Origin of the sequence: Brevundimonas sp. UBA5936 (assembly GCA_002430835.1) — a bacterium.
In the GTDB taxonomy this organism is placed as follows: Bacteria; Pseudomonadota; Alphaproteobacteria; order Caulobacterales; family Caulobacteraceae; genus Brevundimonas.
In genome coordinates, this window is the sequence record DJDA01000040.1 from 1 (window position 1) to 13,132 (window position 13,132).

General features: G+C 67.4%; 10 protein-coding genes and 1 tRNA gene. 3 read left to right on the forward strand and 8 right to left on the reverse strand.

Annotated elements, in window-relative coordinates; translation table 11 throughout:
* Positions 1-642, forward strand: a 642-nt coding sequence (locus tag B2Y21_RS04030; protein WP_292057209.1) for a glutamate-5-semialdehyde dehydrogenase, incomplete at its 5' end; no start/stop codon positions are given.
* A gap of 158 nt (positions 643-800) precedes the next feature.
* On the opposite strand, the gene B2Y21_RS04035 is transcribed toward B2Y21_RS04030, so the two are convergent.
* On the reverse strand, positions 801-3,242 hold the full coding sequence (locus B2Y21_RS04035; protein WP_292057211.1) for a membrane-bound PQQ-dependent dehydrogenase, glucose/quinate/shikimate family: 2,442 nt from the start codon (positions 3,240-3,242) through the stop codon (positions 801-803).
* A 160-nt stretch (positions 3,243-3,402) separates the two neighbouring features.
* Entirely contained in the window at positions 3,403-4,059 is a 657-nt protein-coding gene (locus B2Y21_RS04040; protein WP_087141585.1) for a TetR/AcrR family transcriptional regulator, read from the reverse strand.
* Positions 4,060-4,481: 422 nt separating this feature from the next.
* Here B2Y21_RS04040 and B2Y21_RS04045 point away from each other — a divergent pair, with 422 nt between their 5' ends.
* Positions 4,482-6,602, forward strand: coding sequence for a M13 family metallopeptidase (locus B2Y21_RS04045; protein ID WP_292057214.1), 2,121 nt, complete (start codon positions 4,482-4,484; stop codon positions 6,600-6,602).
* Positions 6,603-7,091: 489 nt separating this feature from the next.
* On the opposite strand, the gene hisS is transcribed toward B2Y21_RS04045, so the two are convergent.
* From hisS to B2Y21_RS04070, 5 genes are all read right to left on the reverse strand, one after another.
* Positions 7,092-8,591, reverse strand: coding sequence for a histidine--tRNA ligase (hisS, locus tag B2Y21_RS04050; protein ID WP_292057218.1), 1,500 nt, complete (start codon positions 8,589-8,591; stop codon positions 7,092-7,094).
* A 57-nt stretch (positions 8,592-8,648) separates the two neighbouring features.
* On the reverse strand, positions 8,649-9,869 hold the full coding sequence (locus B2Y21_RS04055; protein WP_292057219.1) for a DUF418 domain-containing protein: 1,221 nt from the start codon (positions 9,867-9,869) through the stop codon (positions 8,649-8,651).
* A 61-nt stretch (positions 9,870-9,930) separates the two neighbouring features.
* Positions 9,931-10,497, reverse strand: coding sequence for a hypothetical protein (locus B2Y21_RS04060; protein WP_292057221.1), 567 nt, complete (start codon positions 10,495-10,497; stop codon positions 9,931-9,933).
* The gene (locus B2Y21_RS04065) at positions 10,497-11,375 is read right to left on the reverse strand and encodes a 3-hydroxybutyryl-CoA dehydrogenase (RefSeq protein ID WP_292057224.1); all 879 of its coding nucleotides are present in this window, start codon (positions 11,373-11,375) and stop codon (positions 10,497-10,499) included. The genes B2Y21_RS04060 and B2Y21_RS04065 overlap by 1 nt, the downstream gene beginning before the upstream one ends.
* Before the next feature lie 158 nt (positions 11,376-11,533).
* A complete protein-coding gene (locus tag B2Y21_RS04070) occupies positions 11,534-11,839 on the reverse strand; it encodes a YggT family protein (protein ID WP_046653094.1) in 306 nt (101 codons plus the stop codon).
* 122 nt (positions 11,840-11,961) lie between these two features.
* Between B2Y21_RS04070 and B2Y21_RS04075 the strand changes: the two genes are divergently transcribed.
* A tRNA-Ala gene (locus B2Y21_RS04075) sits at positions 11,962-12,037 on the forward strand.
* A 59-nt stretch (positions 12,038-12,096) separates the two neighbouring features.
* Here B2Y21_RS04075 and B2Y21_RS04080 read toward each other — a convergent pair.
* Entirely contained in the window at positions 12,097-13,116 is a 1,020-nt protein-coding gene (locus B2Y21_RS04080) for an NAD-dependent epimerase (RefSeq protein ID WP_292057230.1), read from the reverse strand.
* Between the last annotated feature and the right edge of the window lie 16 nt (positions 13,117-13,132).

The following is a 13,132-nucleotide window of genomic DNA, read 5'->3' on the forward strand; positions in this document are numbered from 1 at the left end:
GGCGGCAAGAGCCTGGTCGCCCGCGTCCAGTCAGAAGCGAAAGCGCCGGTGCTAGGCCACCTTGAGGGCCTGTGTCACACCTATCTGGACGCCGCCGCAGACCTCGACGTCGCCCGCCGCGTGACCCTGAACGCCAAGATGCGCCGCGTTTCCGTCTGCGGCGCGACCGAGACCCTGCTGGTCGATCGCGCGGCGGCGGAGCGCCTGCTGCCCGCCATCGCCGCTGATCTCATCAACGCCGGATGCGAACTGCGTGGCGACGCCGAGGCCCGCGCCCTGATCCCCGACATGGGCGAGGCGGTCGAAGCCGACTGGACTGCCGAATACCTGGCCCCCATTCTTTCGGTGCGTGTCGTGGACGGCGTAGACAGCGCGGTCGCGCACATCCGCGCTTACGGCTCGGGCCACACCGAGGCCATCGTCACCACCGACGAGCAGGCGGCCGAACGCTTCGCTGAGGGCGTCGACAGCGCCATCGTCCTGATCAACGCCTCGACCCAGTTCGCCGATGGGGGCGAGTTCGGCTTCGGCGGAGAGATCGGCATCTCGACATCAAAACTGCACGCGCGCGGGCCTGTGGGGGCGGAGCAACTGACCACATACAAATATGTGGTGCGCGGCGAGGGCCAGACGCGACCGTAATACACATTCTCCCTCCCCTTTATGGGGAGGGTGGCCGAGGCGCAGCCGAAGCCGGGTGGGGCCGCTTAAGCAGACCACGCCCCGCCCATATCGTACGGCCCTCCCCACCCGGTCGCTACGCGACCCCCCTCCCCATAAAGGGGAGGGAGAACCGCGCCTCAACGGCTTTCAGGGAGTGCATAAGCGATCACATAGTCCCCGCGCGGCGTCTCCATGAAGTGATGCCCGCCGGCCATGATGACCAGATACTGACGGCCGTTCTGCTCATAGATCATCGGATTGGCCTGACCGCCCGCCGGCAGCACGTCCGACCACACCGTCTTGCCCGTCTCGATGTCGATGGCGCGGATCAGGTCGTCCGTCGCGGCGGCGATGAAGATCAGTCCGCCCGCCGTCACCGCCGAGCCGCCGTTGTTCGGCGTACCGATCTCCAGCGGCAGCATCGACGGAATGCCGAACGGCCCGTTCTTGCGCGCCGTACCGAACGGGCGATCCCACAGGGTGCGGCCGCTCTTCAGGTCGATGACGCGCATCCCGCCATAGGGCGGCTGCTTGCACAGCAGGCCGGTGAACTTGACCCGCCAGCCCGCATTGACGTCGATGGCGTAGGGCACGCCCATCTGCGGATCGCCCGCGCCCTCGGCCTTGGACTTCGACAGGTTGCCGCCGCGATTGGCCGCCTCCTTCTCGCGTTCGATGTAGCGGGGGTCGTCGCGCGCGAACCAGCCCAGACGCTCGGCCTCGGCGCGGGGCACCAGACGGTTGTGATTGGGCATGTCGTTATAGTTGGCGACGATCACGCCGCGCGCCGGATCAACCGCCACTCCGCCCCAGTCCGAGCCGCCATTGTAGCCCGGATACTGGATCCAATGCCGGTCCGCCGTCGGCGGCGTGAAATAGCCGTCATAAGCCGCCTGATGGAACTGGATGCGGCAGACCATCTGGTCGATCGGGGACATGCCCCACATGTCGCGCTCGGTCAGGTCGGCCTTCCTCAGCGTGTGGAACAAGGAGAAGGGCTGGGTCGGGCTGCGCTGCGACGGCTCGACGCCGCCCTGCGGCACGCGGCGCTCCTCGACCTTGTGCAGCGGCTGGCCGGTGCGGCGGTCCAGGATGTAGAGGTCGCCCTGCTTGGACGGCAGGATCACCGCCGGAATCACAGTCCCGTTGATCGGCATGTCGACCAGGGTCGCCTGCGAACCCAGGTCATAGTCCCAGACATCCTTGCGCACCGTCTGGAAATGCCAGCGCGGCTTGCCCGTGGTCACGTCCAGCGCGACCAGGGAGGTGGCGTATTCGTTCTCGGCCGGGCGACGCAGGCCGGAATAATAGTCTGCCGCCGAATTGCCCATCGGCAGGAAGACCAGACCCAGCGCCTCGTCCGCCGTAGCCGTGGTCCACATGTTGGGCGTGCCCGGCGTATAGGTCTCGCCTTCGGGCGGCAGGGTGGTGATGTCCGGCCGCATCATGTCCCAGGCGAAGCGCAGCTCGCCCGTCACGGCGTCGAAGCCCTGAATCACGCCCGATGCGTTCCAGCGCTTCTGGCCGTCCAGCACCTGATGGCCCGTGACCACCACGCCGCGCACGATGACCGGCGCCGAGGTGATCGACACCATACCGGGATAGGGATCGCCCATGCCGTGCTTGATGCTGACCGAGCCGTTGGCCCCAAAACCGGCGCAGGGAACGCCCGTGCGCGCGTCCACCGCCACCAGACGCCCGTCCAGCGTGCCCTCGATGATGCGCGTGGCGCAGGGCTGGGCCGCGTCGACGTTCGGGGTCGCGTAATAGGCCACGCCCCGGCAGGCGGCGGTATAGGGAATCTGGTCGTCGGCGACCTTGGGATCATAGGTCCACTTCTGCTTGCCGGTCGCCGCATCGACCGCGAACAGCCGGTTGCGGGCCGAGCACAGATAGAGGGTGTCGCCGATCTTCAGCGGCGTCGTCTCGGCGCCCCAGCGCTCGTCCGGCAAGTCGCCGGTGCGGAAGGTCCAGGCGCGCTGAAGCCCCTTCACATTGTCCTTGGTGATCTGGCTCAGCGGCGAATAGCGCTGGGCGCTGTCCGAACCGCCCCAGGCGGGCCAGTCGGCGCCGACCTTCAGCACCGCCGGATCGCCCACGCCGCCGTTCGCCGCGCCCGGAACCGGGCTGAGCACCCGCGCCTTGTTCGCCTGAGCCACCACCACGCCGGAGATCAGGCCGAAGACGACGATGGCCGCCAGGCCGCCCAAGGCCAGCTTGCCCCCGCCCCCGTCGCGCTTCAGCGCCGGGAAGCTGAGGACCACCGCGATCAACAGCACCAGCGGCGCCACCACGCGCGGGACCAAGGCCCAGCCGTTCAACCCGACCTCCCACAGCGCCCAGACGACGGTGCCGATGAAGATGGCGATGTAGAGCCAGGCACCCAACGGTCTGAGCAAGGCCAGCAGCCCGCCCGACACGATCATCAACAGGCCGACGATCAGATAATAGGCGGACCCGCCCAGCATGATGAGCTGGCCTCCGCCTATGGTCAGCGTCAGCCCGATCAGGGCGATGACGATCCCGAGAAGCCTGACAAGGACGCTGCCGAAGCCCCGTCCGCGCTCAATGGACGACATGGCGCCCTCCCATCGTTCAGCTTGGCCTTGGACAGCAACACGCCAGCAAGACCGCCGTTCCATCGGGACGCGAGAAACCTGGAGCCGATCTGATCAGCACATAGAAAAAGGGCCGCACGCCCCTTCGGCGTACGGCCCTCAATCGGTTCTGGCTGAGGCCTTACTGGCGCGCCAGTTGGCTGGACAGGATCAGCTCCAGCTGTTTGCGGATATGCGGCGTCAGCTCTTCGATGCCCCAGTTGTCATAGGCGGCGAAGCGGAAGTTGTTGATGAAGACGTCCCAGATCAGACGCGCCAACATGGGCAGGTCCACGTCCTGGCGCAGCTCGCCTTCACGCACGCCGGCCTGCAGAATCTCGGCCACGGCCTCGACCAGGGGACGGACGAAGGCGCGCGAGCGCAGATCGGCGTCTTCCGGCTGGAACCACGAACGCGCCACCATGGCCTGCATCAGCGGCAGATGGTCCAACGAGCGGTGATAACCCGCCGTCAGCCCGTTCGACAGGCGGTCCAGAACGCGGCCCTCGGCGGCGGCGGTGCGGATATCGACCAACAGGCCTTCCATCTCCTCGGAGAAGACGGCTTCGAACAGCTCGGCCTTGTCCTGGAAGTTGGCGAAGACCGCGCCGGTCGACATGCCGGCGCCCTTGGCGATGTCGCGGATGGTGGCGGCGTCATAGCCGCGCTCGGCGAAGAGGGTGCGGGCGGCGTCCAGAACCTTCTGACGCGTGCGCACCTTGGCGGCCTGGCGGCGGTTCAGCCGGGGCTGGACTTCGGCTTCGGCGACGGCAGGGGCGGACTGGGAAGATTCACGCATCGGCGGCGGCTCTAAACTCATCTATGTGCGGCGTTCGCCCCATCGCGGCTCGCCGTCGATCTGACGCGAACCTGGAACAAGGCGGAGAACGCTCCTTGGGAGGAAGTGGTGAACTTTCATCACCGAACAATGACCAAAATGGGTCACGGGCGGCATAAAACTTTGCCGCACCACGCTCAGGAGTTCAACACGACTACGGAGTTCTACTGATACCGCAAGGTCAGCAAAGCTCTGCGGCTCAAAGCTTGGCTATATGCCTCAGTCTATTTCCTCTCTGCATCATTAGGCGGCCGAACGGCGAAAACAGGGAATCCGATCCGCCCTCGCGCGGCGCGTCAAAATTTTTTAAGACCGCATGATCGCCCCCTGCCGCTAGGCTTTGGGCAGCGCGCCCCTTAGGGCCCGAGATGAGGAAACGACGAATGAAGAAACTGTTCGCGGGGGTCGCTGCGGCCGCCCTTCTGGCGCCGGCCGCCGCCCTGGCCCATGACGACCACGCCTGCATCGACGAGGCCTGCACCGTCTTCGAGCTGTTCCAGACCCCGGCCGCCCAGGGCGGCGCCTCGGGCTGGCAGGGCACGGACGCGCCCCGATACGGAACCTGGGGCTTTGACCTGGCGGGCCGCGACACCTCGGTCGATCCGGGCGACAGCTTCTTCCGCTACGCCAACGGCGCGGCGCTGGACCAGTTGACCATCCCGTCGGACCGCACCTCCTACGGCTCGTTCGCCCTGCTGCGCGAACTGTCGGACAACCGCATGAAGAAGCTGGTGACGGGCCTGGCCGCGCGCACCGATCTGGCCGCCGGTTCGGACGAGCAGAAGATCGCCGACGCCTACCGCGCCTTCATCGATCAGGCCCGCGTCGACCAGTTGGACGCCCAGCCCCTAGCCCCCTATCTGGCCGCCATCCGCGCCGCCGACAGCCATGAGAAGATCGCCGCCTACATGGGTCAGACCCAGGGACGCGCGGGCGGCTCCTTCTTCGGCACCGGCATCACCATCGATCAGAAGAACCCCACCCGCTACGCCGTGACCACGGGCCAGTCGGGCCTGGGGATGCCCAACCGCGACTACTATCTGGACGCCCGCTTCGCCGACAAGAAGCAGAAGTACCAATCCTATATCGAACAGACGCTGACCAACATCGGCTGGACCGATCCGGCCGGTTCGGCCGCCGCCATCGTCGCCCTGGAAGACCGGATCGCCGAGGCCCACTGGACCCCGATCGAGAACCGCAACCGCGACAAGACCTACAACCCCTATTCGATCCAGACCCTGGCCGCCGAGGCGCCCGGCTTCGACTGGGCCGGCTACTTCAACGCCGCCGGCCTGGGCGCGGTCGACCGCGTGATCGTGCGTCAGAACACGGCCATGCCGAAGATGGCCGCCATCTTCGGCGAGACGCCGGTGGCGACCCTGCAGGCCTGGCAGGCCTTCCACACCACGGACGACGCGGCCCCCATGCTGTCGCAGCGCTTCTCGGACGCCCAGTGGGCGTTCCACTCGCGCGACCTGGCCGGTCAGCCCGAACAGCGCAGCCGCGAGAAGCGCGCCATCAGCTTCGCCGAAGGCGCCCTGGGCGAGGCGGCTGGCCGTCTCTATGTCGCCGAATACTTCCCGGCCGAATCCAAGGCCAAGATGGAAGAACTGGTCGCCAACCTGCGCACCGCCCTGTCGCACCGCATCGACAACCTGACCTGGATGGGCACGGAGACCAAGGCGGCGGCTCAGGAGAAGCTGCGGAAGTTCACCGTCAAGATCGGCTATCCGAACAAGTGGCGCGACTACTCCGCACTGGAGATCCGCGCCGACGACCTGTTCGGCAACAGCCAGCGCATGGGCCAGTTCCAGTGGAACTATCGCCTGTCGCGCCTGGACCAACCGGTCGACAAGGACGAGTGGGGCATGACCCCGCAGACGGTGAACGCCTATTACAACTCGGCCAATAACGAGATCGTCTTCCCGGCCGCCATCCTGCAGCCGCCCTTCTTCGACCCGGACGCGGACCCGGCCGTCAACTACGGCGGCATCGGCGGCGTCATCGGCCACGAGATCGGCCACGGCTTCGACGACCAGGGCTCCAAGTCCGACGGCGACGGCGTGCTGCGCAACTGGTGGACAGATCAGGACAAGGCCAATTTCGAGAGCCTGACCAAGCGCCTGGGCGCCCAGTACGACGCCTTCGAGCCCCTGCCCGGCTTCCACGTCCAGGGCGGCCTGACCATGGGCGAGAACATCGGCGACGCGGCCGGCACGGCGGTCGGTCTCGAGGCCTATCACCTGTCGCTGAAGGGCCAGCCCGCCCCGGTGATCGACGGCGTGACCGGCGACCAGCGCTTCTTCTACGGCTGGGCGCAGGTGTGGCAGTCCAAGTACCGCGAGGACGCCCTGAAGAACCAGATCGCCACCGATCCGCACAGCCCGGCCGAGTTCCGCGTCATCGGCCCGGTGCGCAACATCGACGCCTGGTACGACGCCTTCGGCATCCAGCCGGGGACCAAATACTATCTGACGCCGGAAGAGCGCGTCCGCATCTGGTAGGGCGCGGCGCCTGCTGAACGAAGAGGGCCGGAGTGGCGACGCTCCGGCCCTTTTTCATGGGCGTCTTCTCCTAACGCTCCTCCATGCCGTCATCCTCGGGCTTGACCCGAGGATCCAGCAATCTGGACGTTTGACGCACGAGGCGGGGTGGAGAGGTCGGCGCGGCTGGATCCTCGGGTCAAGCCCGAGGATGACGGCGCATTATACCAAACCGCCCCGCTATCGAATATCCTTCGATTACCCTGCGCTCCAGGCATGAAAAAGCCCGCTGCGGGGGATACATCGCAGCGGGCCTTCTCGCTCTCTCAGGAGCGGACGTTTCCTCCCCGAAACGCCTTCAAGATGTCGCTGCGGCTGAGCGCTGCGCCTCTTGAGTGAGACCAAATGACGCCATCGAGGGGGGCAAGTCAATCAAGCCTCTATCGAAAGAGGGGTCTTTCGTAACTGAACGTTGATAAGTCACGTCTTCGTCATGGTTTTTATCGAAGCTTATTCGATAATGGAACGGACCACCGCGACCAGCTGATCGCGGGCCACGGTCTGCTGACCCGGGCGCTCGGCCTTCCAGGCGTTGTTGTCCGTGATGGCGGCGGCGCGGGCGCGTCCGGCGTCCAGATCCTTGATCGTCACTTGACCGGCGGCGATCTCGTCTCCGCCCAGGATGACGGCGGCCGGGGCCCCGCGACGGTCGGCGTATTTCATCTGCGCCTTCATGCCCGCCCGCCCCAGATACAGCTCGGCCGGAATGCCCGCCGCGCGCAGTTCGGACACGGCGTCGAGATAGTGCTGCATGTCGTCCTCGGAGAAGACGATGGCCACCACCGGCCCGCGCGTCACGTCCTCGTCGCCGCGTCCCGCCGCGCGCAGGGCCGAGGCCAGACGCGACACGCCGAAGGAGAAGCCGGTCGCCGGGGTCGACTGGCCGGTGAAACGCGACACCAGGTCGTCATAGCGCCCGCCGCCGCCGATAGAGCCGAAGCGCACGGCGCGCCCCTTCTCGTCCTTGGTGTCCAGCAGCAGCTCGGCCTCGAACACCGCGCCGGTGTAATATTCCAGCCCGCGCACGATGGTCGGGTCGAAGCGCACGTCGTCCTGCGACACGCCCATGGCGTTCAAGGCGCGGTCGATGGCGGCCAGTTCCTTCAGCGCCTCTTCGCCGGCGGCGCCCAAGAAACCTGAACGCGCGGCGCCCGACACGGCGTCCAGCACGCCTGCGCGGCTGAGGCCCGGCGCCTCAGCCGAAGCTAGAAACGCCTCGATCGCCCCGATCACTGAAGCCGGCAGGTTGGCGCCCTTGGTATAGTCGCCGGACTCGTCCAGACGGCCCTCGCCCAGCAACAGTCGCACGCCCTCGACGCCGAGGCGGTCGTACTTGTCCACGGCCCGAAGAGCCGTCAGCCGCTGCACCGGATCAGTGATCCCGCCCGCGTCGAACAGGCCGTCGAACAGCTTGCGGTTGGAGACGCGGATCACCGCCTGCCCCGCCGCCAGACCCGCCGCGCGCAGGCCCTCGCAGCCCATGGCGATGATCTCGGCGTCGGCCTCGGGCCGGTCGGAGCCGACGGTGTCGGCGTCGCACTGCCAGAACTCGCGGAAGCGGCCCGGCCCCGGCTTCTCGTTGCGCCACACCGGCCCATAGGCGTAGCGGCGGAACGGCTTGGGCAGGGTCTCCCAGTTCTGGGCGGCGAAGCGGGCCAGAGGCGCGGTGTGGTCGTAGCGCAGGGCCATCCACTGCCCATTGCCTTCAGAATCCGGGTCGTCCTGAAGCGCGAAGACGCCCTCGTTCGGACGGTCGGCGTCGGGCAGGAACTTGCCAAGCGCGTCGGCGTATTCGAAGGCCGGGGTCTCAAGCGCCTCGAAGCCCCAGCGCTCATAGACCTCGGACACGCGCGCGACGATGCGGCGCTCGGCGGTCAGGTCGCGGCCGCGACGGTCGGCGAACCCGCGCGGCGCGCGAGCTTCGGGGCGGTTGGAGGCTTCGTCGGTCATGAGGCGGCGATTAAGCCATCAGTTCCGTCGCCGCAACTCGCCGCCGCCCCTTCCAGCTCAAGCCGCGCGCCGCAACGGCAGGTCGCGCCCATAGCTGAGGCGTCGCCACAGCCACTCGAACGGCCCCATGGTGAACTTCGACAGCCACAGCGGCGACCAGATCAGCTGCAGCGCCCAGACGCCCACGACAATGGCCCACTGCATCGGATAGTCGACCTGGCCGAACAGGCGCGGTCCCCACGGCATGTAGAAGATGCTCGTCATGATCAGGGTCTGCGTCAGATAGTTGGTGAAGGCCATCCGCCCCACCGGCGCCAAGACCTTGCGCAGCCAGCCCACGCCGCGCGTCGTGGCCAGGATCAACACCGAGGCGTAGGCCAGGGTGATGATGATCGGATAGGAGGCGACGACCGCCGCCCAGCCGCCGGTAGCCTCGACGCCCGGACCGGCCTGGATCTCCAGCCACTCCAGAACGCCCAGCAGCGCCAAGACCGCCGCGCCGCCCGCCATCAACATCGCATAGACGCGTGTCGGGACGCGGCCATGGAAGAAGCCCGCCTTGAACAGGCCCAGCCCCAGCATCATCAGCGGCACGGTCGAGAAGACATACATCAGCAGGCTGGCGCCCTGGGCGAAGGCCCAGGCCTTCAGATTCTCCAACGCCGCGCCTGCCCAGCCGCTTTGATAGGCGGCGATGGAGGCGGCGACCGCGCCATCGGCAGGCCCGCCTTCGCTCATGGCCTCCGGGAAATGCGCCATCGTCATCATCAGGCCTGCCTGAAGCGTGGCCAGCAGCACCGTCGCCCCGGCCCCGATCCAGATCAGCGGCTTGGCCGGCATCGACCGCATCAGCGTCACGAACAGCCCCGACCAGGCGTAGAGCAGCAGGATGTCGCCGTACCAGAAGGCCAGGCCGTGGATCAGGCCGAACAGAGCCAGGAACATCAGGCGACGGCGCAGGACGCGCCCCTTGGCCTCATCGCCGCGCTCGCCGCCGACCAGGAAGATCGACACGCCGAACAGCATGGAGAACAGGGTCACGAACTTCTGGCGGAAGAAGACATCGACCGCCCACTGCGCCACGCCCGAAGCCCCGACGACGGCGGGAAAGGGCGATTGATCCGGCGCCGACTCCAGGATCACCATCGGCAGGGCGAAGGCCGCCGCATTGACCGCCAGAATGCCCAGAACGGCCGCGCCGCGCAGCACGTCCAGCGTCACGATCCGCTGGTTCGCCGCCACCGGATTCGGCTCGGCCGTCGTGACCTGGTCCCTCATGCTCGCCCCCGTTCGTCGCATAGGGGTTCAGGCTTAGGCGGGACGGCCGCTTCGGTTCACGTTAAATCCCCGTAACGTCCCGTTCGGACAGGACGCCCATGCGGTTGGTGACCACCGGCGCCGGGACAAATCCCAGATAGGCCACGCACAGGCCGCCCCACAGGGCGTAGCTGACGCCCATCATGACCGCCAGCGGCAGGCCGCCGACGCCATAGATCAGCAGGGCCGTCTCGATCGCGCCCAGGCCCTGGACCAGACTCTGCGAGGCGGCGCCCGCCAGACCCGCCATGACCACGGCCATGATCGTCTGCATCGCCGCCGCCAGCAGGCCGCCGAACACGGTGAAGCGGCACACCACGCCCAGCCGCGTCGACGGGCGCCCGGTCTTGCCGTGGCTGTCGAGCAACAGCCAAAGCCCCACCGGCGCCGCGATCAGTCCGACCGCCAGCATCACCAGCCGCCAGTCCGTATCCACGCCCGACCACCAATTCTCGGGCGGCCAGATGAACAGGGTCAGGATCACCGGCGGCCAGGCCGCCGCCGCCAGGGCGGCCGGAACCAGGGCGCCCGCGCCGCGCCGCGGCGCCACGCGCTTCAGGCCCGGAAGGGAGGGAAAGGCGACGGCCATCAGCGGGTCGGCACCGGCGTCTCGCCGGAATAGTCGTAGAAGCCGCGCCCGCTCTTCTTGCCCAGCCAGCCGGCCTCGACATATTTCACCAACAGCGGACAGGGCCGGTATTTGCTGTCGGCCAGGCCGTCATACAGCACGTTCATGATGGCCAGGGCCACGTCCAGCCCCATGAAGTCCGCCAGCTCCAGCGGCCCCATCGGATGGTTGGCGCCCAACTTCAAGGCCTTGTCGATCGAGGCGACGTCGCCGACGCCCTCGTACAGCACATAGACCGCCTCGTTCATCATCGGCACCAGGATGCGGTTGACGATGAAGGCGGGGAAGTCCTCGGACTCCGTGATGATCTTGCCGAGGCTCTCGGCGAAGGCGACCGCCGTCTCGAAGGTCGAGGCCGAGGTGGCGATGCCGCGCACCAGTTCGACCAGTTTCATCGTCGGCGCCGGCTTCATGAAGTGCAGACCGATGAAGCGCTCAGGCCGATCCGTGACCGAGGCCAGGCGGGTGATGGAGATCGAGGAGGTGTTGGACGCCAGCAGGGTGTCCGGCCCCAGCAGCGGCGTCAGTTCGGCGAAGACGCCCTTCTTGACCGCTTCCTCCTCAGACGCGGCTTCGATGACCATATCGGCCTTGGCCGCCTCGGCCAGGGTCGTCACCGAGGCGATGCGCTGCAGGGCCGCCTGGGCCTCCGCCTCGCTCGACAGGCCGCGTGCGGCGCGACGCGCCAGGCTGGCCGCGATCTCGCCCAGGGCCAGGGTCACGCGGTCCGGCGCAATGTCGTACAGCTTCACCTCATAGCCGCCGGCGGCCACCACCTGAGCGATGCCCGAACCCATTTGCCCGGCGCCGATGACGGCGACTGTCCTGATCGTGGTCATGAATTACGCGAAAAAGGCGGTCCGCCAGGGACCAGTCGTCGGCACCTTAGGAGCCCGCTCGCGCCACGCAAGGGCGGATTGGGCTCCATGTGCGGATTCCTGGGGGGCCGTGATCCGGGCTCAACGCCCGACAGCCTCCCCCTCGACGCAGCCGTGGATCAGCCCAGCGACATGATCAGCATCGGCGCGACCGTCCGGTTGAACAGCACGCTCAGGAACTGCAGCGCCAGCAAGGCGATGATCGGCGTGATGTCGATGCCGCCCAGCGACGGCACCACCCGCTGGAGCGGTCCCAGGATCGGTCGCGTCACCGTATCCAGCACATAGGCGATCTGGCCCACGAAACGGTTGCGCGGATTGATCACATCGAAGGCGAACAGCCAGCTCAGGATCGCCGAGGCGATGATGCACCAGATCATCAAGGTGACGACGGCGTTCACCAGCCAGACAAGGGCGAAACCCATGAGAAACTCCTGCTTCGTTCACGCCGCTTCTAGCGGCCCCGCCGCAGATCGCCAAGGATTCGTGCGCGGCCCGTTGACACGCCCCCCTGGACGCTTCTATGTCCCGCGCCTGCCTGTCGGTCGGGGCCGTAGCTCAGTTGGTAGAGCGCGTCGTTCGCAATGACGAGGTCAGGGGTTCGACTCCCCTCGGCTCCACCAGGGCACCTTCACGAAATCGCTGACGTTCGATCGCCCTCCAGGGCGAGCGCCTCTGCGCCTCAGTTCTCGCGGTAGAAGTTGCAGTACCAGTCGACGAAGCGGGCGACGCCCTCCTCCACCGGGGTCGTAGGAGCGTAATCGAGGGCGGCCAGGGTGTCGGTGACGTCGGCCTCGGTGTCGGCCACGTCGCCGTCCTGCATGGGCATCAGGTTCAGCTTGGCCTTGCGGCCCAGCTTGGTCTCCAGCACCTCGATATAGCGCATCAGCGGCACGGGGCGGCCCGCGCCCAGGTTCAGGATGCGCCAGGGGGCGACGCCGCTGGTCGCCGGATTGGGAGCGGTCGCGTCCCACGCCGGGTCGATCGCCGCGGGCCGGTCCAGGGCGGCGATCACGCCGGTGACGATGTCGTCGACATAGGTGAAGTCGCGGCTCATCCGCCCCTCGCCGTACACGTCGATCGGCTCGTCCTTCAGGATGGCGCGGGTGAATTTGAACAGGGCCATGTCCGGGCGCCCCCACGGTCCATAGACGGTGAAGAACCGCAAGCCGGTCGCCGGAAAGCCGAACAGGTGGGCGTAGGAATGGGCCATGGCCTCATTGGCCAGCTTGGTCGCCGCATAGACGGTCAGCGGATGATCAGCGGGCTGGCGCACCGAGAACGGCAGGGCGCGGTTGGCCCCGAACACCGAACTGGTCGAGGCGAAGACCAGGTTGGCCGCCCCGACCGCGCGGCAGCCCTCCAGAATGCTGAGGAAGCCGACGACGTTGGAATCGACATAGGTCTCGGGCGCTTCCAGGCTGTAGCGGACGCCCGCCTGGGCGGCGAGATGCACCACCCGGCGCGGCCTGTGCTCGGCGAACAGGGCGGCGACGCCGTCGCGATCAGCCAGGTCCAGCGTATGATGGCGATAGTTGGGATAGGCCTGAAGCTGGGCCAGGCGCGCCTGCTTCAGCGCCGGATCGTAATAGGCGTTGAGGTTGTCCAGGCCGATGACGCGCTCGCCCCGCTCCAGCAGACGCCGGGCGGTGTGGAAGCCGATGAAGCCGGCGGAGCCGGTGACGAGGACGGGATCGCTCATGATCGGCTGCGATAAA

Excerpts from the sequence above, each read along its gene's own strand:
- B2Y21_RS04040 (WP_087141585.1), bottom strand. The coding sequence starts at position 4,059 with ATGCGTGAATCTTCCCAGTCCGCCCCTGCCGTCGCCGAAGCCGAAGTC.
- B2Y21_RS04055 (WP_292057219.1), bottom strand. The coding sequence starts at position 9,869 with ATGAGGGACCAGGTCACGACGGCCGAGCCGAATCCGGTGGCGGCGAAC.
- B2Y21_RS04045 (WP_292057214.1), top strand. The coding sequence starts at position 4,482 with ATGAAGAAACTGTTCGCGGGGGTCGCTGCGGCCGCCCTTCTGGCGCCG.
- hisS (WP_292057218.1), bottom strand. The coding sequence starts at position 8,591 with ATGACCGACGAAGCCTCCAACCGCCCCGAAGCTCGCGCGCCGCGCGGG.
- B2Y21_RS04035 (WP_292057211.1), bottom strand. The coding sequence starts at position 3,242 with ATGTCGTCCATTGAGCGCGGACGGGGCTTCGGCAGCGTCCTTGTCAGG.
- B2Y21_RS04060 (WP_292057221.1), bottom strand. The coding sequence starts at position 10,497 with ATGGCCGTCGCCTTTCCCTCCCTTCCGGGCCTGAAGCGCGTGGCGCCG.
- B2Y21_RS04080 (WP_292057230.1), bottom strand. The coding sequence starts at position 13,116 with ATGAGCGATCCCGTCCTCGTCACCGGCTCCGCCGGCTTCATCGGCTTC.
- B2Y21_RS04065 (WP_292057224.1), bottom strand. The coding sequence starts at position 11,375 with ATGACCACGATCAGGACAGTCGCCGTCATCGGCGCCGGGCAAATGGGT.
- B2Y21_RS04070 (WP_046653094.1), bottom strand. The coding sequence starts at position 11,839 with ATGGGTTTCGCCCTTGTCTGGCTGGTGAACGCCGTCGTCACCTTGATG.